Source organism: Paenibacillus sp. V4I9 (genome assembly GCF_030817295.1).
In the GTDB taxonomy this organism is placed as follows: Bacteria; Bacillota; Bacilli; order Paenibacillales; family NBRC-103111; genus Paenibacillus_E.
This window is the reverse complement of record NZ_JAUSZE010000001.1, coordinates 2247650-2273254: the sequence shown is the minus strand read 5'-3', so window position 1 is coordinate 2273254 and position 25605 is coordinate 2247650. Positions and strand designations below refer to the sequence as shown.

General features: G+C 44.5%; 25 protein-coding genes and 1 pseudogene. 13 read left to right on the top strand and 13 right to left on the bottom strand.

Annotated features, from left to right (window positions below; genetic code table 11):
• Positions 1-129: 129 nt before the first annotated feature.
• Positions 130-1851, top strand: a complete 1722-nt coding sequence (locus QFZ81_RS10385; RefSeq protein ID WP_307602625.1) for a sigma-54 interaction domain-containing protein — start codon at positions 130-132, stop codon at positions 1849-1851.
• Positions 1852-2069: 218 nt separating this feature from the next.
• On the top strand, positions 2070-3269 hold the full coding sequence (gene chrA, locus QFZ81_RS10380) for a chromate efflux transporter (protein WP_307444774.1): 1200 nt from the start codon (positions 2070-2072) through the stop codon (positions 3267-3269).
• A 150-nt stretch (positions 3270-3419) separates the two neighbouring features.
• Here chrA and QFZ81_RS10375 read toward each other — a convergent pair whose 3' ends face one another.
• The 3 genes from QFZ81_RS10375 to QFZ81_RS10365 form a co-directional block, all read right to left on the bottom strand.
• The gene (locus QFZ81_RS10375) at positions 3420-4226 is read right to left on the bottom strand and encodes an MBL fold metallo-hydrolase (protein ID WP_307444776.1); all 807 of its coding nucleotides are present in this window, start codon (positions 4224-4226) and stop codon (positions 3420-3422) included.
• 5 nt (positions 4227-4231) lie between these two features.
• On the bottom strand, positions 4232-5134 hold the full coding sequence (locus QFZ81_RS10370; RefSeq protein ID WP_307602623.1) for an SMP-30/gluconolactonase/LRE family protein: 903 nt from the start codon (positions 5132-5134) through the stop codon (positions 4232-4234).
• A gap of 124 nt (positions 5135-5258) precedes the next feature.
• The gene (locus QFZ81_RS10365; protein ID WP_307444780.1) at positions 5259-5789 is read right to left on the bottom strand and encodes a phytanoyl-CoA dioxygenase family protein; all 531 of its coding nucleotides are present in this window, start codon (positions 5787-5789) and stop codon (positions 5259-5261) included.
• Here QFZ81_RS10365 and QFZ81_RS10360 point away from each other — a divergent pair.
• The 3 genes from QFZ81_RS10360 (at position 5772) to QFZ81_RS10350 (ending at position 8301) form a co-directional block, all read left to right on the top strand.
• A complete protein-coding gene (locus QFZ81_RS10360; RefSeq protein ID WP_307444783.1) occupies positions 5772-6221 on the top strand; it encodes a helix-turn-helix transcriptional regulator in 450 nt (149 codons plus the stop codon). The two genes, QFZ81_RS10365 and QFZ81_RS10360, sit on opposite strands and share 18 nt — an antisense overlap.
• Positions 6222-6321: 100 nt before the next feature.
• Positions 6322-7473: an MFS transporter gene (locus QFZ81_RS10355; RefSeq protein ID WP_307602621.1), complete on the top strand. Its 1152-nt coding sequence runs from the start codon at positions 6322-6324 to the stop codon at positions 7471-7473.
• A 48-nt stretch (positions 7474-7521) separates the two neighbouring features.
• Positions 7522-8301 (top strand): 3'-5' exonuclease, encoded by a 780-nt coding sequence (locus QFZ81_RS10350; RefSeq protein ID WP_307602619.1) that lies wholly within the window; start codon positions 7522-7524, stop codon positions 8299-8301.
• A gap of 86 nt (positions 8302-8387) precedes the next feature.
• Here QFZ81_RS10350 and QFZ81_RS10345 read toward each other — a convergent pair whose 3' ends face one another.
• From QFZ81_RS10345 to QFZ81_RS10325, 5 genes are all read right to left on the bottom strand, one after another.
• Positions 8388-8759 (bottom strand): IDEAL domain-containing protein, encoded by a 372-nt coding sequence (locus QFZ81_RS10345; protein ID WP_307444789.1) that lies wholly within the window; start codon positions 8757-8759, stop codon positions 8388-8390.
• 455 nt (positions 8760-9214) lie between these two features.
• Complete coding sequence (locus QFZ81_RS10340; protein ID WP_307444790.1) at positions 9215-9364, bottom strand: hypothetical protein; 150 nt, start codon at positions 9362-9364, stop codon at positions 9215-9217.
• 91 nt (positions 9365-9455) lie between these two features.
• Complete coding sequence (locus QFZ81_RS10335) at positions 9456-10241, bottom strand: SDR family oxidoreductase (protein ID WP_307606869.1); 786 nt, start codon at positions 10239-10241, stop codon at positions 9456-9458.
• Positions 10242-10830: 589 nt separating this feature from the next.
• Positions 10831-12480 carry an immunoglobulin-like domain-containing protein gene (locus QFZ81_RS10330; protein ID WP_307444792.1) on the bottom strand — a complete coding sequence of 550 codons (1650 nt, stop codon included), beginning with the start codon at positions 12478-12480 and terminating at the stop codon, positions 10831-10833.
• A 223-nt stretch (positions 12481-12703) separates the two neighbouring features.
• Positions 12704-13534: an MBL fold metallo-hydrolase gene (locus QFZ81_RS10325; protein ID WP_307444794.1), complete on the bottom strand. Its 831-nt coding sequence runs from the start codon at positions 13532-13534 to the stop codon at positions 12704-12706.
• Positions 13535-13767: 233 nt separating this feature from the next.
• Here QFZ81_RS10325 and QFZ81_RS10320 point away from each other — a divergent pair, with 233 nt between their 5' ends.
• Complete coding sequence (locus tag QFZ81_RS10320; protein ID WP_307444796.1) at positions 13768-14907, top strand: PQQ-dependent sugar dehydrogenase; 1140 nt, start codon at positions 13768-13770, stop codon at positions 14905-14907.
• 19 nt (positions 14908-14926) lie between these two features.
• Here QFZ81_RS10320 and QFZ81_RS10315 read toward each other — a convergent pair whose 3' ends face one another.
• The gene (locus QFZ81_RS10315; protein WP_307606868.1) at positions 14927-15886 is read right to left on the bottom strand and encodes an NAD-dependent epimerase/dehydratase family protein; all 960 of its coding nucleotides are present in this window, start codon (positions 15884-15886) and stop codon (positions 14927-14929) included.
• A gap of 25 nt (positions 15887-15911) precedes the next feature.
• On the opposite strand from QFZ81_RS10315, the gene QFZ81_RS10310 reads away from it, so the two are divergent.
• Positions 15912-16235: a GerAB/ArcD/ProY family transporter gene (locus QFZ81_RS10310; protein ID WP_307444798.1), complete on the top strand. Its 324-nt coding sequence runs from the start codon at positions 15912-15914 to the stop codon at positions 16233-16235.
• Positions 16232-17007, top strand: a pseudogene (locus tag QFZ81_RS37305) (GerAB/ArcD/ProY family transporter). Before QFZ81_RS10310 ends, QFZ81_RS37305 begins: the two are co-directional and overlap by 4 nt.
• 9 nt (positions 17008-17016) lie before the next feature.
• On the opposite strand, the gene QFZ81_RS10300 reads toward QFZ81_RS37305, so the two are convergent.
• Positions 17017-17406, bottom strand: a complete 390-nt coding sequence (locus QFZ81_RS10300) for a ribosomal maturation YjgA family protein (protein WP_307444802.1) — start codon at positions 17404-17406, stop codon at positions 17017-17019.
• A 142-nt stretch (positions 17407-17548) separates the two neighbouring features.
• Between QFZ81_RS10300 and QFZ81_RS10295 the strand changes: the two genes are divergently transcribed.
• From QFZ81_RS10295 to QFZ81_RS10280, 4 genes are all read left to right on the top strand, one after another.
• Complete coding sequence (locus QFZ81_RS10295; protein WP_307444804.1) at positions 17549-19111, top strand: SWIM zinc finger family protein; 1563 nt, start codon at positions 17549-17551, stop codon at positions 19109-19111.
• Entirely contained in the window at positions 19108-22038 is a 2931-nt protein-coding gene (locus QFZ81_RS10290) for a DEAD/DEAH box helicase (RefSeq protein WP_307602617.1), read from the top strand. The genes QFZ81_RS10295 and QFZ81_RS10290 overlap by 4 nt, the downstream gene beginning before the upstream one ends.
• A 192-nt stretch (positions 22039-22230) precedes the next feature.
• Positions 22231-22815 carry a CBO0543 family protein gene (locus QFZ81_RS10285; RefSeq protein ID WP_307444808.1) on the top strand — a complete coding sequence of 195 codons (585 nt, stop codon included), beginning with the start codon at positions 22231-22233 and terminating at the stop codon, positions 22813-22815.
• A complete protein-coding gene (locus tag QFZ81_RS10280; RefSeq protein ID WP_307444810.1) occupies positions 22802-23284 on the top strand; it encodes a CBO0543 family protein in 483 nt (160 codons plus the stop codon). Before QFZ81_RS10285 ends, QFZ81_RS10280 begins: the two co-directional genes overlap by 14 nt.
• A gap of 100 nt (positions 23285-23384) precedes the next feature.
• Here QFZ81_RS10280 and QFZ81_RS10275 read toward each other — a convergent pair whose 3' ends face one another.
• The 3 genes from QFZ81_RS10275 to QFZ81_RS37300 are packed head-to-tail and all read right to left on the bottom strand — an operon-like array spanning position 23385 to position 24758.
• A complete protein-coding gene (locus QFZ81_RS10275) occupies positions 23385-23942 on the bottom strand; it encodes an SRPBCC family protein (protein ID WP_307444812.1) in 558 nt (185 codons plus the stop codon).
• A 41-nt stretch (positions 23943-23983) separates the two neighbouring features.
• Positions 23984-24445, bottom strand: coding sequence for an SRPBCC domain-containing protein (locus QFZ81_RS10270; protein WP_307444815.1), 462 nt, complete (start codon positions 24443-24445; stop codon positions 23984-23986).
• Entirely contained in the window at positions 24411-24758 is a 348-nt protein-coding gene (locus tag QFZ81_RS37300; protein ID WP_373462664.1) for an ArsR/SmtB family transcription factor, read from the bottom strand. Before QFZ81_RS37300 ends, QFZ81_RS10270 begins: the two co-directional genes overlap by 35 nt.
• 344 nt (positions 24759-25102) lie before the next feature.
• Here QFZ81_RS37300 and QFZ81_RS10265 point away from each other — a divergent pair, with 344 nt between their 5' ends.
• On the top strand, positions 25103-25489 hold the full coding sequence (locus QFZ81_RS10265) for a TfoX/Sxy family protein (protein ID WP_307444816.1): 387 nt from the start codon (positions 25103-25105) through the stop codon (positions 25487-25489).
• Positions 25490-25605 lie beyond the last annotated feature (116 nt).

The window sequence follows — 25605 nt, the reverse complement described above, 5'->3', positions numbered from 1 at the left end:
TTTTTCTTATTGTTGAACAGTTTTTATTTCTATACCTTTATCATACTCACCAACTCGGCTTCCTGTGTTGAATGTCCCTCGCTTTCATGGTAAATTTAAACCAAATAAATGGTACAAATGAGGTCAATTATGTTCATTAATGAACACTTTCCATTGAACAGCTCTATTATCACACTCCCTGTTGAAACAACGCTTGAAGAGCTTTCTTCCTATTTAAACAATGGAACGGCTGTTATCTCCCATTGTTATGATGAAATTTGTTTATTTACACCGGAAGATTTAGGCCTTATGACGGCCTTTTCCGCTAAAAACATCCAGGAATTAGTAGAGAGCAGCAAGCACTTTGTATCCGCGAATATCACTGTGGACGAAAACATCCCTTTGCCGCTTGTGCCTCAACGAACAAATCGACCGTTACTTTTTAAAGATAAGGATGGGACCATCGGGGGATATTCCGTTTTATCCACGTATCTCAATTTCGCCCTTTCCGAGCTGCAAAAGTGGTCTGCCTATTTCAATACACTCGCGGATACCGTCACCGATGCTGTCACGGTCGTTGATCGAGCCGGCGCTGTGATTTGCTGGAATTCCGTCGCTGAGGAGCTCTATCATCTTCCGGCAGCAGATATTTTGGGCAAACGCATTGGCGAGCATTTTGATATCGAAACACTGATGGTCCTGAAAATTTTGGACGAAGGCCGGATGATTCGTAATACCTACCACCGTCCTCGGCTTGACACCCACGTCCTTATTAATGCGTCACCGATCAGAGATGCTCATGGGCATATTATTGGAGGCATTGCGACCGAGCAGGATATCACTCAATTGGTACGATTGAACGAACAATTAACAACAGTTGATTCCTTCGGATTACCACAAAAAGATCAAGCTGAAGACCTCTTTACCTTAATCAAAGGAAAAGGACCTGCTATCGGTAAAGTCATCCAGTGGGCCAAGAAGGTGGCAGCAACAGAAACACCCGTCCTCCTGATTGGAGAATCGGGTGTTGGCAAAGAGCAGCTTGCTCATATTATCCATCAGTCGAGTTCAAGATCCGAGCAGCCTTACTTGACAATCAATTGCGGCATCGTTCCTGCAGGTTTATTAGAAGCCGAATTATTTGGCTATCAAGGGGGGGCCTTCTCTGGAAGTGATAGTGGACAAGCTGGTAAGTTGGAGCTAGCCAAAGACGGCACCTTGTTTATTAATGAAATCGAGAAGCTTCCATTAGAGCTTCAAGCTAAGCTTTATCATTACATTACACAGCAAACGATCGTTCGCTCTGGAGGAAGTCAACCTATTAGCGTGCGTACCCGAATCATTATCGCAACTACACAAGATTTAGCCAGTAAGCTAGTCAATCAAGAATTCCGCTCGGATCTTTACTATGCACTTAATGTGATTTCCATTCGGATTCCGCCTTTACGGGATAGAACCGAAGACATTCCTGCGATGGTCCAAATGTATCTCAAGCAATTTTCACTGCAATACCAGAAGCCCGTTCCAACACTTTCGCCAGAGGTCATCTTGGCTTTGACCAATTATTCATGGCCAGGGAACATCCAAGAATTGAAAAATGTCATCGAGCGATGCATCATTCTTAATGATGAAGACCTGATCACCTTGGAGCATTTGCCAATCACTTTACAGGAGCAGCAACCTAGTCTGACTTCTTCAGAAGCAGATTCTACAGCGATTTCATTAAAAGCGAAGGTGTCTGATGTGGAAGAAATCCATCTGATTGAAGAAGCTCTGTCCAAAACAGCAGGCAATAAAAGCGCAGCAGCTAAACTACTTGGCATCTCCCGCGGTACACTTTACAACAAGATGAAGGAATATCAGCTGGAGTGACATGATTTGAAGAACGTCCCTTCCGAGTATTAGAGGACACCGAAAAAGGATCATGAATTCTACCCAAGTAGAATTCATGATCCTTTTATATGTGTAAGGAGTAATCGGATGGTCCTCATTACTGTATTATTTGTGTTAAACGGTAGAATCGCGTTGCAATTTCCGATACACTTAAATGACTTAGATGTTCATCAAGCGTTATTGAGGAGGAAATGGGTTTGGACACCGCTGCAAAACCACAGCAAAGTAAACGAAAAGCATTGCTTGAAGTATTTCTTGTATCAACAAAATTAGGATTGACATCCTTCGGTGGACCCATTGCCCATCTGGGCTATTTTCACAATGAGTATATCCAGAAACGTAAATGGATGGATGAGAAAAGTTACGCCGATCTCGTTGCTCTATGCCAGTTTCTCCCTGGCCCCGCCAGCAGTCAAGTAGGTGTTGGTATCGGTACAATCCGTGCCGGATTGTTGGGAGGCACAGCTGCTTGGCTAGGATTTACATTACCTTCTATTATCCTCTTACTACTCTTTTCCCTGCTAATGAGAGCCATGGATGTTAGCAGCACCGGCTGGATTCACGGTCTCAAAATCGTCGCTGTTGCCATCGTCGCACAAGCTGTTCTCAGTATGGGAAAAAAATTGGCATCAGATAAAAGCACGGCCTCCATAGCTATTGCGGCAGCTTCGGTAACGTTGCTATGGCAAACGGTATATAGCCAAGTTGTTATTATTGTACTCGCCGGACTCATCGGCCTATTTGCCTTCAAAACCGTTCCCAACCAAGATAACAGCGCCATTCAAGTACGTGTTCATCGCTCTATTGCGATCTTTTGCTTGCTCCTGTATGCGCTGTTGCTCCTGCTTCTTCCAATTTTCAGCGGTCTATGGCACTCGCAGCTTTTATCCCTTTTCGATTCGTTTTATCGGGTGGGTTCATTGGTCTTCGGCGGCGGCCATGTCATTCTTCCCCTTTTGGAACGCGAAGTTGTCCCGCAAGGTTGGGTAAGTAAAGAAGTCTTCCTAGCTGGATATGGGGCTACGCAGGCAGTTCCGGGTCCGCTTTTTACATTTGGCACGTATTTGGGCGCTATGTTTGACGGATTCAGAGGGGCAATCGTTGGAACCTTGGCTATTTTCCTGCCTGCTTATCTTCTGATTATTGGTGCTTTGCCTTTTTGGAATTCATTACGAACAAACGTCAAAATTCAAAGTGCTTTCGTAGGCATTAATGCGGCCGTTGTCGGTATCCTACTCGCGGCACTTTATAACCCGCTTTGGACAACAGCCATTATTCGTCCTTATGATTTTGCATTTGTTATCGTGTTATTTGGCCTGCTAGTGTTCTGGAAATTACCGCCTTGGTGCATTGTCCTCTTAGGGGCTGTTGCGGGTGAAGCTTTGTATTATTTATAAAAAAGGAAGAAGTTCGGCCTTGAGCCTCTGAAAATATCTGCTGAGACGATGATTTTCATCGTTAAAGTGTGAGGAGTGCGTGATTGTGACTCCGTAACGATGTAGATCATGCTTAAAGTCCATAACTTCCCCCTATGAACAGTACCTCCACTACTTCATATATACCAGTGTCTCACCCGGCTGGAAAATATGAAATTTCTGTCCTGGATGCTTCTGATACAAACGGTCAACGAAGGGAGCGATCCCTTCACTATTGTTTGCATACATATCGAAGTGTACAGGCACAACGATGTCGAACTTCAGGTGAGCCGTTAGGTCTGCCGCCTCCAAAGCGTTCATGTTGCCGACGACACCTAGGCGATTGCGGAAAATATCCCTTCCGTTAATCGGCAGAAAACCTATATCGATGATGAAGCCAGACAACGCCTCGACTAATTCCTCCGTCAGAAGAGTATCCCCTGCATGATAAATGCATAAGCCTTCCCACTGTAATATGTAGCCTAAGTAGTGATCCCATCCTTCAACATCTCGCACTCGCTCTTCGTGCCAAGCGGGAATAGGGTGAATAATCAGATCTGCGCCGTATTGAAATGCCTCCTGCGTCCCAAGCGCATGCAGCCGCTCTGCTGAAATGCCGATCGCCTCCAACGCAGGCAAACACGGTTTAGGAGCACCAAATTGACATTTGGGAGATGCCAAGGCGATAGATAGCAGTGTGTCTGGATCCATGTGGTCCATGTGCTCATGTGTACAAAGCACGAGATCCAAATTCGTTAGTGTCTCTGGTTTCACAGGAGGCTCATACCGCCGTTGCCAAAAACCCTCCGGAAACCCAGGAAGATGATCAACAGAATCGGTCAAATAAGGGTCGATTGCTATAGCGGTATCGTTTTTACGCAGAATAACACCGACCTGACCGATATACTGAATCTTTAAATGACTATTCTCATTTGACATAGAACCTACCCTTTCCGTTCCTCATGCTGTACTCCGAATGAATGCGTCTTGGTGCCTTTTACACCTGACTTTACCGCAAAAACCCCTCCAGCATGTGGCTGATCCCCCATTTGATCCTCCTGAAGACCCTTGCGGGCGGTCGTAACATACAAGGTATCAAGTTCGTCTCCACCAAAAACACAGGAGGTCACTTTAGCTGCTGGTATGGAAATACTGTCTATCTTTTGACCTGTATGGGGATTCCAACGGGATACCTGCCAGCCATCCCAATGGGCGATCCACAACATCCCTTCTTCATCGATCGTCATCCCGTCAGGGAACCCTTGTTCATTCTGAAAATCGATCAGCGTTCTCGGGTTTTTAATTTCCCCTTTATCCGCCTCATACTCAAATGCGAGCACTAGCTTTTTCATAGAATCGATATAGTACATTTCTTTCCCGTCTAGACTCCATGCGATCCCGTTGGAAACGCCCACTCCCTCGTAAACCTTTCGATAACTGTGATCCGTTTCTAGCACATAGAGTGCGCCTGTTGCCTCTTTTTCAATAATTTCCATGGTTCCCGCCCAAAATCGCCCGTTAGCATCACATTTCCCATCGTTAAACCGATTTCCCTGTAAATGAGATTCTGGATCAACAATAGGCGTGAGCTTACGCTCCTGCATCTGGTACGTTTGGAATCCAGATTGTGTCGCTAACACAACCTCATTTTCACCGGCACAGACAACTGCACCAACATATTCCCCAATGGAAAAATCCTCGTTAAGCCCTGTTTCAGGATCAAACCTCCCAAATTTCTTTCCTATAATATCAACCCAATACAGCAAACGCTGTTCCGCATTCCAGCTCGGACCTTCAGCCAATGTGGCTTTGGCATCTAGTACCAGTCGCACGATTTGTGATCCCATTATGCATCAACTCCTCTCTCTAATTGTAAACCGTCCTCACAGAGATTGGAAGATGCAGGAATTTGCTACCGAGTTCACATCTTCTTTATTAGTCAGAAAATGTATTGACCATATGCTAGTAGAATTAACACTCGGCCCCGCTCATTTCATTGGTGAAGAAACGTTTATACTCTTTTGGCGTTAGTTTAGAAACGGACATACCAACATAATGAAACTGCAGCGCGTGACGTTTCTTCGAAGAAAGATTATAAGGTGTCCCATGTTTAAGTAAACCGTGGAACATTAGGATTCCGCCTGGCAAAAAGGGCACTGCTACATCCTTCTCAACAGCAACCTGCGAATCGCAAATTTGCCAATCTCGAATTGCGTAATGCGGCGTTGCGCCATCCATGTGTGAACCAGGAATAACATGCATGCAGCCATTATCCAGCGCAGCTTCATCCAAAGCAATCCATACGCCTACCACTGCTTTCTCATAAGCAAGGTTTCCATAAGCCATGTCTTGATGCCATGGTTTTTCACCCCCTCCGTGTGGAGGCTTTAGTAAGGCCATATCCTGGATAAGCTGTGGCTCCTCACCAAGTATATCTCGCAACGCGGCAAGTATAGCAGGATGGTAGGCAATCTGTTTAAGCCCTTGGACCGATTCGTTCATGTTCGGCTGACAGGCGCTTATGGACATGACGAAGAAGCCTTGATGCTGCTTCGTTTGTTATTACTTATGTTTGAACGCCAAACCCCAGGTAACCAAGCACAAGGTGATCCTGCTCGCCGGTCTATGAATCGGGTGATGATGGACATCGCGGCCCATATCATTCAAGATCCGGGGCGCCAACATAGCATCCATGACTTAGCCAAACAAGCGCACCTTTCGCCACGCTACTTTTCACTTAAATTCAAAGAAATCATGGGGCAAACGATTGAGTCCTATATCATTCAAAAAAGAATCGAACGTGCTGCTTATCTTCTTAGACTTGGAATGAATGTTGGGGAAGTTTCGGAAGCCCTAGGCTATCGGAGCATTTATTTCTTTAGTCGGCAGTTCAAAAAAGTAACGGGTACGAACCCCTCAGAGGTACGTCTCTGAAAGAATCGCTTTCATCTACTTTGGATTCTTTACCGTCACATGTTAGAATGTAGTTTTACAACAGCATTGTGCTAATTTATCTGGGAAGGTTAAGGTCATCATGAATTCTTCAAATTTATTGCGTTCGTTTAACTTTTTGTATTTTGCACTTCTGGCAATGTTTGTTTCATTTCTTCCCGTCTATTTAGATGCGCAAGGGCTTCCAGCAACGAAGATTGGTCTCATTATAGGAACGGGAGGCTTCATTGCAATCTTCTCGCAGCCTTTATGGGGGATGATCAGTGATCGAACGAAGACAATTAAGAAGGTTATGTTACTCCTCTTAGGATGTTCAACCATTGTGGGGTACTTCTTATACGCCTCATCCAGCTTTATTGTGCTGCTTCTTTTTACGATGCTTATGTACTTTTTCTTAATGCCTCTCGATCCCCTGACAGAAAGTCTAAATTTCCAAACAGCGGAGGCTAACGGAGTAAGCTACGGTTCCATCCGAACCTTCGGAGCTGTCGGTTATGCGGTCATGTCTTTGGCCGTTGGTTATACCACACAATATTTCGGAATCAATAGTTTGGCGTTCTTGTTCGCTGGAATAGGCATCATAAGCATTCTAATTTGCTTGCCATTGCCTGATGCGCCTGTAACTGGGAAACCGATCTCTCTAAAAAGTCTACGCATTTTCTTAAGCAATAAAGAAACCATTTGGTTTATGTTACTTATCTTTATTGTTGCGGTGCCACAGCGGATCAACGATACTTTTCTTGGCGTCTATATCCGAAAATTAGGCGGCACCCCCGACATGGTCGGTTTGGCCTGGTTTCTTGCAGCAGGAAGCGAAATTCTTGTATTCGCTCTAAGCTTTTGGTGGCTTCGCAAAGGAAAAGAATTAGCGATCATTTCTTTCGCTGCTGTGTTTTACTTCATTCGCTTTTTTCTATCTGCCTGGGTGACTGATCCTCATATTCTCGTGTATCTTCAGCTGCTGCAAACCTTCACATTCCCGATATTTTATTCAGCTGCTATCCAATATTTATACCGTATTGTTCCTGAGGAATGGCGTGCAACGGGACAGACTGTGCTTGCGATCCTTTTTTTTGGCGTTTCGGGTATCGTCGCTTCCTATTTGGGTGGTTGGTTCTACGAAAGCTTTGGCGGGAAACAATTATATCTATGGATTTCAGGGATGTCCTTTGCAGGACTACTGTTTAGTTTTGTTCTAAATGCGGTCTATGGAAAACGGAAGCTGGTATCCTAGGCATTTTCTGATAGAATGGAAGCACAGAGACAGAACGGGGGCCACATCATGGACTACATTATTTTGGACATTGAATTCAACGGTCGCAAGTTTGCGAGCGATTTACCTATGGAAGTTATTGAAATTGGAGCAGTCCGTTTAGATTCCTCCCTGAAGGCTATTGATGAGTTTTCATCTCTAGTCAAACCTGTTTATTTTTCCAAATTAAATGGGTTTATCAAGAAAAAAACGGGCATTCCCCAAGAAGATATCGATCAAGCCGACGGCTTTCGTAAAGTCATTACGGATTTCATGGACTGGCTAAATAAAAGTGAAGCTTTCCTGCTAGTCACCTGGGGTGGCGAGGATTTGAAACGCATCGTGTTTGATACGCGGATGCATAAGTTGGATGATGCTTACTGGATGGCTGCCAGCTATTTTGATCTATTGAAAGGGTTTATCCGTTATAAAAATGTGACGAATGATGTCAGTGTCGAGGCTGCTTTGCTCGATCTTAACATTGCTGCTGAAGGCTCCGCTCACAGAGCATTGGACGACGCGCGTATGACAGCCGAGGTATTTCGAGCTATTTTTACGGAGTTAGATTTCGAACGCAAACAGCAGTACGTTGACGTGTACGCTAACGCCAAGGAACGAAGACTGGTTAAGACCGCTATTCGAGCCATGACGGCTCAAAAGGTAACTCCTACATGGGAGCTGCTGGTTGAACATTATTTCGCTGACAAAGTGACACTTACCGATCCCAGAAAAGTCACAGAACTACAGACTCTTTTTGCCGCGGAAGTCACGAAAGAAAAACAAGTCTCAAACAAGGCACCTATTCAATAAGCGGGAAAATATAACTAAAAAACCAACCCATTAGACAACATGCACAACATGTTTTCTTGGATTGGCTTTTTCTTTTATTCGACCCATTAAAACTGATCAACACCTAAGCGGTTATGATAGTAGGATGGAAATACATCGCGCTCGCCGCGTTTCGTACCATTTTGTTGAATAGCGAATAATTTCGCTGACAATTCATTGAACCATTGCTCATCTCTCGTTGTTAGCGCCACATCAATTAAGCTCTTTACTTGATCTTCTATATCAAACTCGCTTACCGGTAATTTCTTTACGTCTTGACTGCTTACTTCCATTATTCTTCCGATGGCAGTTTCACGATCAGATGCAATAACGTGCACCCGTACAATACCTTGCAGCACATTTATAGACTCAATATAACCATGCAGCAATTCATCTTCATTTGTAGTTGCCACAACCCAATCACTGATTACAAAGTTCATGATTATCACCGCCATTAGATTTATTTTTTGTAAGGACTTTATACTGTAATTATAAATATTACAGTATGGTTTGTCAAGACCTACAAATTCCTCTCTCGAAGGCCAATGGCAGTGGTTTCCTAAAACGAATATGGACGTATCCATTTATAATGCCAACGAATAAATCCCTTATAAAAGAAGCATATTAGCCTATACAATTGAAAGGGTGAGAAAAATAGATAACTTAACTAATAACAAAGACACAAAATTTGAATCTACGGTTACTGCTGAAGGTAAATCGGATGATTCTAATGAAGACGGGCTAGATAATACGCTTATCAGAAGCTCCGAACACACTAGTCCTGAAACATGTCGAGCAGGCTTTGACGATTAATAATAGAGAAATTAAATAAGCGCATGTTGGTTACGGGAGAATCCCCTAAGTCAACATACGCTTTTTAACTTTTTATAAGCGGCTAATCATCATTTTTCTTGTTATCTTTCTCTACATCTTCGATTGTATATTTCATGCCCCCACTACGAGCATGATCCAAGACGACATTGACCTCCTTGGATTGTCCGCTTTTCGGATCGTATGAAGTGACTGTTTCTTTTTGCTCATCCATGGTTTCTTTCACCTCCGAATATAGACTGCTCATTTCCTTGGATAATCATGCGTATCCCTCAACCACCAGCAAGTAGGTTTACAAGCTATCGTTAAAGCAGCGATTCTGCGCCGTCAATGAAAAGCTCCGTGCCGGTAATATGGCTCGAAGCTTCGGAGGCTAGGAAAGCTACCAGATTAGCAACCTGCTCCGGTTGTCCTGGTGCGTGTTCCAACGGCTGGCTGCCTTGCGGATATTTGACTGGGATTTTGATTTTCTCGAGCTCAGGCGTCGGCTGCGTATTTTCTCCAATGTTGGTCTTGATTGACCCTGGACAGATGGCGTTGACGCGTATTTTATAACGAGCCAATTCCAATGCGGCCATCTTGGCGAATGCCACTTGTCCCGCCTTAGAAGTGCTATAGGCTGTCATCCCAAATCCCGAGAAGGAGCGGCTGCCGTTAATGGAGCTAGTGATAACTATGCTGCCGCCGTTCTCTTTCATATGCGGAATCGCATGTTTGACACAAAGGAATGTACCCTTCAGATTAACGAACAGCGTACGATCCCAGTCCTCAGGCTTCATATCTTCGATCGGCGCCAAAACCCCGTTAATGCCTGCATTAGCAAAGACGACGTCTAGTCGTCCCCAGGTTTTTACGGTTTGCTCGAACGCCTGAGCAACACGGTCCGGATCTGAGACGTCGACATCAACTGTGATCGCTTGACCGCCTGCAGCTACAATATCCTGTTTCGTCTGCTCTAGCCGGTCGTCCTTCAAATCCACAAGGCATACCTTCATCCCTTGTTGTGCAAGCATCTCGGCGGCAGACTGACCAATTCCTGATCCCGCTCCCGTGATCAACGCGACCTTATCCTTCAAATCCGGCAGTCCCATGCGCGGTTTTTGTATCGTTTGCACGCTAATGAGCTATCACCCCTAACCCAAATAAGTAGTGGATTGAATAATAATCCATGCTTGGTTTTCCCGATAGGGGTCGAAAATATGTGGTTAGTTGGACAATAAATCTGAAATGAACCTTAGCCAATTTGAACAAACTCCAGCTAGTCTGAAAGTGTTCACCTCCGTGAAAGGGACTAAAACAATGTTGTACATTGTACAACAATCAGAGAGCATATCCGCGATATTTCAGCAATTGTTGTACAACATACAACTTTTTCTCCCAAAAGGAGCCCAATTGGTGGAAATAAGGCAAAATTGTTGTACAACATACAACATCTTTAGCATAGTGAGAAGAAACAGCCGGTTATTGTTGCACGATGTACAACATTCACTCATATAACCGAAAAGATAGACACTAAGTAACAATTCACTAATCCACAATCTCAATTAGCAAAATCTATAGCTAACCATGCTAAATAAGGGGTAAGCTTCGCTTATCCCCAAACCCGAAAAGAATCCCCACCTTGGAAAGATGGGGACTCATTCTGACTGTATTTTGCTTTTTACAGTTTTAAAAGTATTACTACGGAAGCTGCTTTACCGTCAAAACAAATGCTTTTGTTTCGGCATATCCGCCGCTCGTAATAACAGCCGTCATGATAACCGCGGTTTCTCCGCTGGCAGCAGTCGGTCGAGTGACGATACCGCTATTAGAGATAACTGCCGTATTGCTCGAAACCCAAATGACATTGGAACCATTCGGCCCACTTACAGGCAGGCCAATATTGTTCTTTACACTGGAGGCAGAATCGGAAGTTCCAAAAGTGATGGCCACCGCTGCCTTATCTGCTGTTACACGCTGCGCGTCCGTCAATTGCTGTTTTACCGTTACTGTAAAGACCTTAGTGTCGGAATAACCTCCGGCTGAGATAATTGCACTAAGAACTACCGTTATATCCCCTTGTCCGGCAGCTGGACGATTTATCGTTTTGCCGTCGTTCGAAATAATGGATGGATTGCCCGAAACCCAGATGACGGATGATCCGTTAACGCCTACAGCCGGAAGTGTAAATGCTTGAGTAATACTGGATACCGTATCCGTCCCTCCATAAACGATGGCCAAGGCCGCTTTATCTGCAGCAACTCGCTGCACGTCCGTCAATTGCTGTTTTACCGTCAAAGTAAAGGTTTTGACATCCGATGAGCTGCCCTTCGTTAAGATCGCCGTTAGTACAACCGATGCGTCGCCACTGCCAGCGAAAGGTCGCTGCACGGTTTTACCATCATTCGAAATGACGGATGCATTGCTAGACACCCAAGTGATCGTGGAACCGTTTGTCCCGCTAAGCGGCAATGTCAACGGTTGTGTTACACTGCTTGTTGTATCTGTTCCACCGAATGTGATAGTAAGCAGCGCTTTATCTGCAGCTACTTTCTGAGCATCGGTCAACACCGATTTAACTGTCAACGAGAAAGATTTGGTATCCGAAACAGCGCCATAGGTTATTGTAGCTGTGAAAGTAACTACGGCATCCCCTTGCGCTGCTGTTGGACGGTTTACCGTTTTGCCGTCATTCGAAATTATCGCAGCATTGCTGGATACCCAAGTAATCGTGGAACCGTTTGTTCCGCTAAGCGGCAAGGCTAACGGTTGAGTAACAGCGCTAGCCGTATCCGTCCCACCGAATGTAATCGCCAACGCCGCTTTATCTGCAGCAACTCTTTGGGTTTCCGAGTTCTGCTGCTTAACTGTTAGGGTAAACGTTTTGGTTTTTGATACGTCACCGTAACTGACAGTGGCTGTAAGCGTTGCCTCAACATCCCCTTGCCCTGCGGAAGGTCGAATTACGGTTTGTCCGTCATTGGAAATAACCGAAGGCGTACTCGATTCCCAACTGATAGTGGAACCATGAGTTCCTGCAAGCGGCAGCGCCATAGCCTGAGTGACTTGATTTTTCGAGTCAGTACCACCGAATGTAATCTCCAATTCTTTCAAGTCCGCGGCAACTCGCTGCTCTATCGTCCACTTATTCTGATCTTGCTTTCCTTGTTTCCGCTCCATTGCTCTGCGTATAGCTTCACGGGCTGTTTCATTCTTGTTCCCTCGTTCAAGAGCATTTTCTAAGCCAGTTTTCTTCTCCGCATGTTTGTTCGGGTGCTCATCATTAGCGAATGCGGCTCCCGTTACCATCAGGCTTAGGATCGCTGTGCAAAATAAGACTTTTGACTTCATTCAGTTGCTCCTCCTCACATTCTTTCTTCCCCTAAATATACTTTCGTGCAATTTACAATTTTTAGGGGGTGCTGCCTATTTTAGAAAAAAGAATAGTTAAGGTATATAGATGGCCCTGCCCAGCTGTTATAGCAGCTTGTTTGTCACGCAAATATGTTATCCCTTGATTAAGAACGAACATTTCCACAAATCCAGAGGTGGATTATTGACATGGCGGAACCATTCAGCCAGGTAAATTGAACAAATATTCTTGCTTAATGATTCTAATATTTTCTTCGTGGCATTCTTCTGTAAAAGAAGATTTATAAGCATGCTCATCGCCAAGCGCCGCGATAGCACTCTCATCTTTTGCAATGACCGCCTTAACAAGCCGTTCCAAATGATCAGAAGACATATCCAAACGCCTTTTCATCTCCACAGTATCGGTGGTAACTTGTCCATGTCCAGGAACTAGCAGTTCAATTCTGTGTTGATTTAAAATCTGACTTGCCGTTTTCAACGTTTCCTTATATGCTTTGGCACTATGATAAATAAACGGTAATTCGAAATCTGATAAATAATCGCCCGTAATCCAAATACCCAACGGCTCAATGATAGTAAATAATCCGTCCGGCGTGTGTCCTGGGGATTTATAAAAAGTCAATAAAGTATCACCTATCCTTAATTCCTCGGCATCTTCCGAGATGATAATATCAAGGATTGGAAATTCGACGGGATAATTTCGATTAATATAATGTTTACTATCGAATTCATGAATCAATGAAATCTTATATTCTTTCTTCGGATGACAGCTTAGTGCGTAACTCCCAATTGTTTTTGCGCCCGGAAATGCTTTGTACCCAATAATGTGATCAAAATCGCCATGCGTAAATAACAGGTATAGCTCGCGATCACCTTTTACCGAATCAACATAGTTCCGAATGTCATCAACTTCATTTGGAAGCCAGTTCGGATCAACAATTAATACCAGATCCTTCGTTAGCACAACGGTTGATGTCGTTTGATACAATGCGCTTTGAAAAACGGTTATATGTTCATTTTGATATATAATCATGAGATTTTGGCTCCTTATATAAAACCTTTTCTTGCTAATTAACCTAACAATGATCTCTCCTATACTACCACGAGTATTTCGCCTATTTTTATTGATTTAATAAATCCTCTTCTAATATCCATATTATAACATTTTACATGATGCAGTTTATATTTTTCTTCCACAAAATGGTATAATGATTTATACCAAAAGCTTTACACATGTTCATCCTAATCATTGAGGAGGAAATGTTAATGAGAAAGATCCTTGTTATTCTATTAGCTTTAACACTTGGGATAACCGCTGGGTGTACGCCGGATAAGGAAGTTAATGAACTATCACCAGGTCAGACTTCAACTACACAATTGGATATTCCCTATAAAATGGAAACCGTCGCCGATGGACTTAATGTCCCTTGGGAGATGGATATTGCGAAGGATGGCCGGATTTTTTTCACTGAAAGACCTGGTACTCTGCGTGTTATTGAGAAAGGTCTTCTGAACCCTGAGCCGCTTATCTCTTTCGAAGCCCCCTTCATCAGCGAAGGTGAGGGAGGATTGTTAGGACTTGCGCTTGATCCCTCTTTTATGGAAAACCATTATATCTATGTTTATCACACCTATCGGGAGAAGGATCAAATCAACAATCGTGTGTTGAGGCTTATCGAAAAAAATAACAAAGCACAGCTGGATAAAGTGTTAATTTCCAGATTACCAGGAGCGGAAAACCATAACGGCGGAAGGATTAAAATTGGTGCAGATAAGCTGCTATATATCACCTCCGGCGATCGGTATGATCCCCCTTTAGCACAGGACCCAAATAGTACAGGAGGCAAAATATTACGAATTGCCCTAGACGGGTCTATTCCTGCCTCTAATCCTTTTAAGAATTCACCCATCTACAGCATGGGACACCGTAACCCTCAAGGGCTCGCTTGGCATCCAGATACAGGGCAATTGTACAGCTCCGAACATGGTCAATCCGCACATGATGAGATTAACCTTATTGAACCTGGGGGCAATTATGGTTGGCCATTAATTGAAGGTGAAACATCCTCAAGTCCAGAAAAAGCTAATCTAAAAACACCAATCCTCCAAAGCGGAAAAGAAACGTGGGCACCATCAGGCGCAGCGTTCGTAAGCAAAGGACCTTGGAAAGGCAGCCTTCTGGTGGCAGGATTACGGGGAGAACGGCTTTTAAAAGTAAACCTAAAAGGTCCAAAGTACGATACAGTCGCCAACGTGGAGCATTTATTTCAAGGGAAATTCGGCAGGCTTCGCAATGTTTATGAAGGACCTGACGGATCTCTATATCTCATGACGAACAACCGTGACGGTCGCGGCAAGCCAAATAAAGGCGATGATAAGATTATTCGTTTGAAGCCGAACTTTTGACTCTATGAGAATAACTGAATTAACTTTTCTCGCTTTGACGGTTCTTGATAGCCCCAATCGTCGCTTTCATGCCTTCCTCGAATGAGGTGGCCGGAACAGGTCCGACTAATCGTTCATATTTCTTGCCGCTGAGAACCAGTGGATCCTTCGTTAAATACAACATCTCAACCACCTCTTTGATAACTGGACTAAATAACGCAATAAGAGACAAGCTTGCTTTGCCAAGAGGAAATATAGCTTTGTTCGTCCCGCTTGCTTCTTGGGCCAATTTGACTAAAGCCCGCCCCGAAATCAGGCCCGAACCAGGAATATTCCAATTCTGCCCGTACGCCTCTTTTCGACTTGCTAGTTCCACAATCATTTTAGCTGCATCCGGTAAGTACACGAATTCACAGGAAACCTTCATATTTCCAATGAAAATGGTCGGCTTGCCAGCCGCGATATCTTGTAAGGTTGAACACAGATATGAAGAATCAGTTGCGGAAGGACCATAATAATCAGGCAATCTGACGATGAGGCCCTGAACCTGATTCCAGCGGCGGCTGAAAAACATTTTTTCAAATTCAAGCTTCGTTTTTCCTTTCACCGTGTGAGGATTTTTGGGATACTCTTCGTCGATGGGCTCCAATGTCGTTCTTCTTCCATAAGGATAAATGCCGTCCACAGCCACAACCTTGACTCCAAGCCTGTTAGCAGCCATCATAACCGACTCCCCCATCGGCAGCAGTTTGGACTTCATTTCGTTATAAGGGATGGAAGCACTGTGGAAAATAACATCGGCTCCCTTGGAAGCTTCGTAGACATCGTCCGAATTAAACACGTCTCCAGTTATTAATGTTAAGTTAACAGGTCCGTTTAAATCCTTCTTTAATCGTTCGAGCTTTGAAAGCGTACGTCCGAAGGCAACCGTATCTATCCCCCTCTTAACCAATTCGGCGACAATCGCCACTCCTGTTTCTCCTGTTGCACCTAACACAATAGCCTTTCACAAGGGGCGTGTATATATGGGTACAGATCAAATTTTCCCGCGACAATTCATGATTATCGTCATCCTATACGCCATTGGAACGGCAATCTTGGTTATTCCGGCATCAGTAGCAGCAGAAGTAAAGCAGGATGCATGGATGCCACAAATGGTAAGCATTGCAATGGGGGTTGTTCTCATTTGGCTATATATATTTATTTCTAAGAAGTTCCCACAGTGTTCAATTTTTGAAATTAATGAGAAAGTTTTTGGCAAGTGGTTGGGAAAGTTCATCACGCTCGGTCTTGCACTATTACACTCATTTTTTGCTCACAAGTTCTTTTTTATGTGGGCCATTTTATGATCACTCAAATCATGCCGACTACGCCAATTCAAGCTATTCACATCTTATTCATGCTAGTTGTCGTAATGGGAGCAAAGCTAGGGATGGTTGTCATGTTAAGAACTGCAGAGATCTTCTTCCCATGGATCATGCTATTATTTATCTTATTCATGGTCATTAGTATTCCTAATATGGAAATTAACAATATTTTACCGGTTGGGGAAATAACAACCCTTCCAGTCGTTCGATCTGCAATAAGAATCACTAGTTATACTTATATCTCTTTGTTTATTACGATTGGTCCCATCATTCATCAAGTTACTAGTATGCAAAAGGCTAAGAAAGCTTATTTAATCGGCGTAATCGTAAGTGGCATGATGATGCTTCTACTTATCGTAACAATGTTCTGGTATTAGGGGCAGATAATATATCTAAGCAAGTTTATCCTAGTTACGCCCTGGCGCAAAGAATTAATATTGCGAATTTTTTACAACGAATTGAAGTGATTGCGGCATTTTTGTGGCTTGTTTCGATTTATTTCAAACTATCTATGTTTTTTTACACAACGATAAAAGGCATTGCGCATGTTTTCCATTTTCGTGATTACAAAATACTTTGTTTTCCATTAGGACTGATTATTACGGTCTTATCTCTTGTTGTCTATCCAAATACAGCCTATGAAGATAAATGGGATAACTTAACGTTTATTCCCCTTGCTCTCCTTATAGGTATTGTTTATCCTCTCTTGATTGTATGGATAAGTTGGATGCGAAAATCGTCCATCCGTGGGTAAATGGCATGACTAAATGCGCTTATCGCGCTGCAGCCATAACTTGTCTATCCAAAAAGCAATTGTAATCCCTATGACATATCTAAATAAATCAACCGTTACATATCCTCTTCCAAGTATGAGCGATCCAATGACCGTATTTCTTATATCGATTATCCATTCTGCTTTATATAACTGACTGATTTCAATAGCAAAGCTAAATATGACGCTGATCCTTACCGACCATGTTAAACTTCTCAGTATAAAAATAAATCGAAAACCAAAATAGACCATACTTGCCCAAAGCACGTCCCCAGCATGTTTAGCAATAAATAATGGGATTACACCGGAGAACGTTCTTGAGCTTAAGCCTAAAACGACGGTAGTTATGATGGCTGCAAAATACTTTATTCGAGTATTCAAATAGTAACCTACTTCCTATTAAATAGACTCACTAACTGGTGTATCCTTCTCATTTGTTAAGGATTAAATTTACATTATCAGCTACACTATTTATACTAAAAGATGATTTTGATTATTGAAAGTGGAAAAAAGGAGTTATTCTATGAGTTCTCCCATTTTAAACGATGACCAATGGTTGACGCTGCTGGAGTACGTAGCCGAAACTTATAATGACGTTACCCTTAGTCGAGGGTTTACTTACTTTAAACAACAGCGGGTAGCTTCCCTGATCATTTCAGAGACTCGAGTCGTTCAGGCAAGGGTATCAGAGGAAGAATCAGGCGACTACCGAGTCACTCTGAACTTAGACAAGCCCCGCTCCAGTCAATGTAGTTGTCCAGTACCAGCCTCTTGCAAGCATATGGCCGCAGTTTGGATGGAGCTCGGGGATCGTCTGGGTTACCCCGCTTCCCAAATTATGAATGCCAAACTGCATCTAAAGCGGGCTACTTCCATGACCTCCTTGGAGTCTACGCTCATACAATTGCCCAAAATGGATGTATCCGGCTGGCAGAAGTTTCTGAATCAATACACGTCGCTCATTAAGGCGACATATGATTTAGGAAATTATGTTGACATGCTGCGGCAACAGTTGCAAAACATGAAGAAGATCTCTATTCCTTTTTCTGATACCGATCAGATTTTTTTTGACATGCATCAGGAATTATTTATCCTAAGAAAAACAAAAGAGCAGAACGCACAAGGTGGCGTAAATTATTACACCTCTTCCACCCTTTACCGGGTTTACGATGAGATTCATACTTGGCTGAAGCACAAATCGCCCCTTGTCAACTTCTCGCTCTCCGGAGAACGCCTTGAACAAACGTTAAGTTATATCAGACTGCAGATGGCTGCAGAATTGGGTCATAATTATCATGATTATGGCGTCTACACCGTGCTTTGGAAATATTGGGTTACCCCAGATCCCGAGGCAAGCCAATATGTAACTAAGGAAATAGAAGCTCTTGAGACGATGACAATGGACAGTCCCTCACCTTCTCTCTCAGCCGCAAAGGCTTTCTTATATTTGCAGCAATCTAGGAGCAAAGAAGCCTGGAAGGCTTTAGAAGCGAATGATATTTTCAAAGAAGCCCCTGCCAAACTATTTATTCCTTTCCTAGACTATCTATATGACACCCAGAACTGGGAAGAGTTAGTGAGTTGGTTGAGAAGATCAGCATCTTTTTTCAATAGGAAAAGGACCAAAGAACTTGATGTTTATGCCGATTTTTGGACAAAAGCCATCGTGCATCTCCCCCAAGCAGAAGAATACATGTGGAGCGTTCTAGAAGAGCTATTGCCTTATTCTTTTCGGATTATTGAGGAAATGCTGTACGAACAAAGAAAATGGAAGCCTTGGTTGGAAATGCAGATCCTTCAGGGGCATGACCCTCTTTACCATCGCGTCAATGTTCTGCAGCCGATTGAGAAGGATACACCAAAACTCCTTCTACCTTATTACCATCAAGCGGTAGATCACTATGTCAGTTTGAAAAATCGGCATGATTACAAATTAGCGGTAAGACTCCTCAAGAGGCTCGATAAAGTGTACAAGAAAATGAAACAAACCGAGCGATGGGAACATTTCTTTTCCGGTTTCGTGGAACGGCACAGCAGGCTGAGGGCGCTGCAAGAGGAACTTAGGAAAGGAAAGCTACTCGGATGAGCACAAAATTGCATGATATGACATTGAACGTGACCTTAACGGACAGTGGAGATGCCTTACTCTGGGGGCTGCAGGACGGACGTGATGTGCCCGGAGATAAATTTCGAAAACTGCTGTTCACGTGGCACGAGCCCTCTTACTATGGGACCCTTCTGGACCAACAGCTATTGGGAGAGTTGACACTAACAGTCCTGCCTGTGGAGATGGTCCTCCCTTTCTTCGCAGAACCCTATTTCATGGATGTTCTCCGGTGGGATGGGGGAAACGAAACCACGAAGGGACTGCTAGAAGTGGCGCCGGTTCTATACCGAGAAGCTAAAGCAGGTCACTATGTACCCAGTTACAGCGCATTCCGGAATGGGAATCTGGCTTGGACTTGGGATGTCGAGACGGAGTCACTGAAAGAACTTGATTGGCATTCAATACAAAGCTTAGATGGCTTAGGTGACGGAATGTCTGGCTTGCGTGCTGCCTTCTCCGCCGTGGTTTCGGCTGAGCACTATCCTAATGAAGCTGCCCTATCCGATCTTCGGCGGGATTATCCAGCCCTTTTCCGAGCACAGAAATCTGCCCCAATCTCGGCTGATGCGTTCACGGACGAAGAATGGCTTGCCTCTTTGGGCTGGAGACCGGACACCGCTCCCTTCCGCCCTGCCCTGCAACTGCTGGAACCGGACGAGAACGATGACACTTGGCGTCTCCGCTTGGTCCTGCAAGATAAAAGTGAAGGATCTGTGTTGACGCCAATTCGTCTTTATGCAGACGGACGTGCTTCAGGCACGTGGGCAAGTGATTGGAGCCCGTATATCCTAGAGCGTTCTCTTGGCTGGGCTACTAGACTAACAGAAGCATTGCCTGGGCGCATTAGCGGCGGCGAGCTATTTGCAGAGCCTTTAAGCGACGAAGCGGCTTGGTCTTTTCTAACAACGGACAGCCGCCTTTTGTTGGATGATGGCTGGAATGTCATGCTCCCCGGTTGGTGGGAGGCCGCCTCGAAACGCAAGCCTCGGCTGCGCGCAAAGGTTTCCTCAGAAGCTGGCGGCAGAGGCGAGTCGCTCTTCGGGCTGAACTCGCTGGTAAACTTCGATTGGCGAATTGCCATTGGCAATTCTGACCTGAGCGAAGCAGAATTCGCTGGTCTTCTTAGCCGTAATGAACGTCTTATCCGCTTCCGTGGACAATGGGTGTACTTGGACCCTGCTTTATTGGAGCAAATCAAGAGACTCATGGAAAGCGTGAACCCGGAAGAAGGTCTGTCCCTGCAGGATATCTTTCAGCTTCACCTGTTAAGTGAATCAGAAAAGGAAAGAACCCAAAAGGAAAGTCTTACGGCGGAGGAAGAAGCGGATAATGAAGAACGGCTGAAGCTGGAAGTCGAGCTGAATGCGCATCTCTTGGCGCTGCTGCGTCAGCTTGGACAGCCTTCGGAATTAAAGGAAATTGCTGTGCCGGAGGGGTTGCGTGCTGAGCTTCGCGGATATCAACGCGAGGGCTTCACGTGGCTGAGCTTCCTTAGGAAATTCGGGCTTGGCGCCTGTTTGGCCGATGACATGGGACTCGGCAAGACCGTTCAATTCATCACGTATTTACTCCATCATAGAGAGGAGTCCGAGCACCCTGCCCTACTTATCTGCCCTACTTCTGTGCTTGGCAACTGGCAGAAGGAGCTTGTCCGCTTTGCTCCAGATTTAACGGTTTTTCTTCATTACGGGAAGGGACGACTAAGCGGCGAGGCACTTTCTACGGTTTTGAAAGAAACTGATATTGTGCTTACCTCTTATACGACGGCTTTAATGGATCAAGAGACTCTGCAGGAAACCATGTGGAGTTCCCTTTGCTTGGATGAAGCCCAGAATATCAAGAATGCCCACAATAAACAATCCGCAGCAATCCGTACGCTCAAAGCTCGGCACCGCATTGCACTGACAGGAACACCTATTGAGAATCGATTGTCCGAGTTGTGGTCGATCTACGACTTTCTTAATCCGGGTTATCTCGGGAATCAACGCGGGTTTCAACATCGTTTTGCGAATCCGATAGAGAAGCACCACGACGAGGAGCGAACAGCACAGCTGCAGAAACTCGTCAAACCTTTCATGCTGCGCCGTAAAAAGAAAGATCCTGCGATCCAGCTCGATTTGCCCGATAAGCTTGAAACGAAAGTCTATATCAATCTGACCGCCGAGCAAGGAGCACTCTATGAGCGATCCGTCAAGGATCTCATGGAACGCATGCAAAAGCTGGAAGGCATGGAACGCAAAGGAGCGATTCTAGCAGCCTTAACGCAGTTAAAGCAGCTATGCGACCACCCTAATCTGCTAACGAAGGAAGCTGATCTATCGGAGGAAACTCTGCTTTCCGAGGAAAACCGCGAAGCCTTCGTGATGCGATCCGCGAAGCTTGAGCGGTTGGTTGCCATGGTCGGTGAACTCAGGGACGAAGGCGACTCCTGCCTAATTTTCACTCAGTATATAAGCATGGGGCGGATATTGGCAGACGTGCTGCGGGCTGAGCGGAATGAACCGGTATTGTATCTGAACGGAAGCACACCCAAGTTGGAGCGCGATAAGATGATCGATACGTTCCAAGCCGCAGATGGATCGGGGCCAGGCATCTTTGTACTGTCGCTGAAGGCTGGCGGAGTCGGACTCAACTTGACCGCAGCGAACCATGTGTTCCACTTCGACCGTTGGTGGAACCCTGCCGTAGAGAACCAGGCCACGGACCGCGCCTACCGGATGGGACAGACGCGCAATGTTCAAGTACACAAGTTCATCTCCCTCGGCACATTGGAGGAACGAATCGACGAGATGCTCGAGAGCAAGATGAGTCTGAGTGAGAACGTGATTTCCACCTCTGAAGGCTGGATTACGGAACTCTCAAACGAAGATTTGAGAGATTTGTTTGCACTTCGTAAGGAGTGGTGAAATCTGCTAATAAAGAATGATAGCCTCCTCAAATATGAGGAGGTTTTTTTATTTCATATTATTTCTGCGCTTGGCTGGGCTGGGAGATAATTCTTCCTGTTTCCCTTTTAGTTTCTCTACAATCACCATTGGAGATAATATACATTTATTTACATGATATCTGTTAAATAATGCGCCAATTGGGAGGTAGTATTGTCGGTTCTGAGGGAAGGCATACTAACTTTGGTTGGCAAACGGTATGAAGATGAGGGTGGATCTGTCATTATGATTCTGGAAAGAAAAATTATTATCCTTGTTTGGATATTGGGGCTTGCAATGGTCATTTTATTCGTTCAACGATCGAATGCACGCCGATTTATTCTCGCCTATTTTACCTCCCAGGCTATCGTTTGGTTTTCCGTAATCCTGCTTATCAAGCTGAGGATCATTTCTTTCCCAGTTCGTGAGTTCCCGAGAGCAACAGATATCGGATTTACGATGACGTATGTACTGTATCCAATATTATGTGGTATCTACATTATCCTTGAGCCGCGGCGCTCGAGGGCGATAAATACCCTCTATTTGCTGCTATGGTGCGCAGCTCTTGCCTTGTTAAATGATATGTTAGCTAAGTACACTCAACTGTTAGATTATAAGTTCCTCGACTGGTTCATGGGCAGCATGTTCTTTATTTTCTTACTGGTATTAACGAATATGATTGTTCGCTGGTTTTATCGAAATGGAGAACCAGAAGCAACTGAAGCTGAATTAGAGGAGGTAAATCATGAGCATGGATAGATGGGTGCTAACTGCCGTGTGGGCTCTATCGTTTGGGCTCATCTTCACCATCCCCCGTCGCAAAGTCCGGCTAGCAGTCGTCTCCTTCCTATTCAAGCAGATGCTCACTTGTCCGATTGGCCTGATGGTTGTAGAGTACAACTTACTGGCTTATCCTGTGGTAGAGCTGCCCGATGTGAGCCGAACCAGCATGACTTATGAGTACTTAGCTTATCCAATTATCTGCATGGTGTTTAACTGCTATTATCCAACTGGCCGGAGCCGTTGGCTGCAGTTTAGTTATTACATTACTTTCTGCATTCCACTCACGATTACGGAAGTCATCCTGGAACACTATACGAATCTCGTACGTTATGTTCACTGGAGCTGGTTCTGTACATGGCTCTCTCTAATGATTACATTCTTATTAAGCCGAATGTTTTGTGTGTGGTTCTTCACTAGGAGGAAGGCGTCTTCATCTAACTTGTAAATCTCGTTAATACTTCATGCCCTTTGGAAGTAATGAGAACAAATAAAAGGGGCTGTCCACAAAAGTAGATAAATCTACTTGAGGACAGCCCCTTAATATTTTAGGCTAGATACTTCTTGAGCGGTTCCCAATAGTTTGTATGCCAGCCTGGAGCCAGGTGAGCTTCTTGTCCTTCAGGAAAGCCTGTATGGCTAAAGATTAGGCGGGTTTCCGCGCCTTGCCCTTCCAATTCGAACTTCACCAGGGAATATACGCCTTCTTCCCAATTCGCGACACGCCACGCTTGAACGATTCGCTTGTTTGGCTCCAGCTCAATATTTTTCCCTACGATCATCCCTCCGAAGCAGGAGAAAGAACCACCAGCCTCCGGAGTTATTTCTGTAGGAGCTCCTCCTGAGACTTTGCTGAACTGTGCAGCATCAGTCAGCGCTTCATAGATGCGGTTCGGGCTTGCTGCGAAAACAACCTCCTGATGAATAGCTGAAGAATCGCCTAATTGCTTGTCTTTTCCCATCAACCATTGTGTAAGCTGCTCCACAGTCATGCTTTTTAACATATCAGCATGATCGTGAATCGCATGATGCCACATCTTCGCTTCTACTTCGTACCGGTTTTCCTCTTCTACTTTGAACCCACAATCGCAAGATAATGTCGTCATTGTCTTCCATCTCCCCATAAGCTTTTTTATTGAAACGTTATTTAATGCATGGCCTTAACCGACCAAGGATCTACACCAGGATCTCCACCCTCAGCCAACGTTTGGAGTCTAGTTGTATAGTGCATCCAGCCCTCTGTGTGGGCGGCGACTTCTTCGACCGGCAAATCGTAGTGAGTTAATAGGAGAACGGTACCTTTGTCTTTAGCTGTGAATTTAAATTCGAGCGTGCTTGAACCAGGTGGAACCACCTTGGACTTCTCCCAGCCCCACGTCATAACGATTTTCTCGTTAGGAATAATCTCTTTATACTCGCCCATCGCAATATCCGATCCATTAACATCGATTCGATATTTCCCTCCGATGCTTGGCTCCAACAGGATATGTCTGCCCATCCAACGAACCATCTTCTCCGGGTCGGTAAAAAAGGAGAATAAGATCTCCGGACGGCAATCGATGAACATCTCTTTCCTAATCGTGTCGCTTGTTTGATTCGTTTGATTCATGGTTACGCTGTCTCCTCTCTTCTTCTTCTGCGGCTTCCTTCAATAGCAGTAGACTATCATCCCAGAAACGGTCAATGTACGCTTTCAGATCAGCAAAACCTTCCCTCCTCATACGATAATACCGCTTGGTTCCCTCTCTCCGAACCACAAGTAGTCCGGATTCCTCAAGAACCTTAAGATGTTGTGATACTGCTGGCGCCGAAATGTCAAAATGGGACGCGATGGAGCTTGATGTAAGCTCTCCATCACGTACGAGATATAATATATCTCTGCGTCTTGGCTCTACTATGGCTTGGATCACTTTTTCGATCATAACGTTAATTTAGCATATACTTAATTAAGTGTCAACTTAACTAATGAAACTATTTAAGTTGACACTTACATAAGTGATTGCTAAAATACGAGTGTCAACAACGACTATTTTACGAATTACGATAAGAATAACTGAACGCCCCATTGGCTTGGGAACTCAGGTAAGACGAATTGCAAAATTCCTGGGTAAGGAAATTCATTATGTACTTAAAGTAGTTGAATATGTACCCGAGCATTCACGGATATCTTCTGTCTCCCCAAGTAAAAAGAAGCATTCAAGGAGATTTGAAGCGGCTTAAGGCTACAACGGAAAAATAACTATCAAATCGAAAGGGTGTTTTCTTTATGTCCATGCCTCGTCCAGATGAGGAGATGAAACAATTTTTCGCTGCCGTTATGCCCAGCGATCCTCATATTCATATTCGTCCAATGTTCGGTAATCTGGCCGGTTTTATTAATGGCAACATGTTCGTTGGACTTTACGGACAGCAAATCTTTATCCGCCTGCCGGAAGATGTGCGTTCTCGTCTTGTCGAGCAAGAAGGAGCATCGTTATTTTCCCCCATGCCAGGGAAACCTATGAAGGAATATGTCACCCTATCGGAGCTGTGGCGGGAAACGCCTGATATCATTACCGCGTGGATCGAGCAGTCTTTACAATGGGTTGCAGCAATGCCAGAGAAGATACCTGTGAAGAAAAAAACGAGCTCGAAAAAGAGTAAAGACGTATAGCAGTAGCCGTACTATCCTGACATACCAAAGACCATCCAGTACGTACATTGGATGGTTTTTTTATTGAAGAAAATAGAGCTGCATATGCCAACGTTGATCACTCTTTATGACCATTT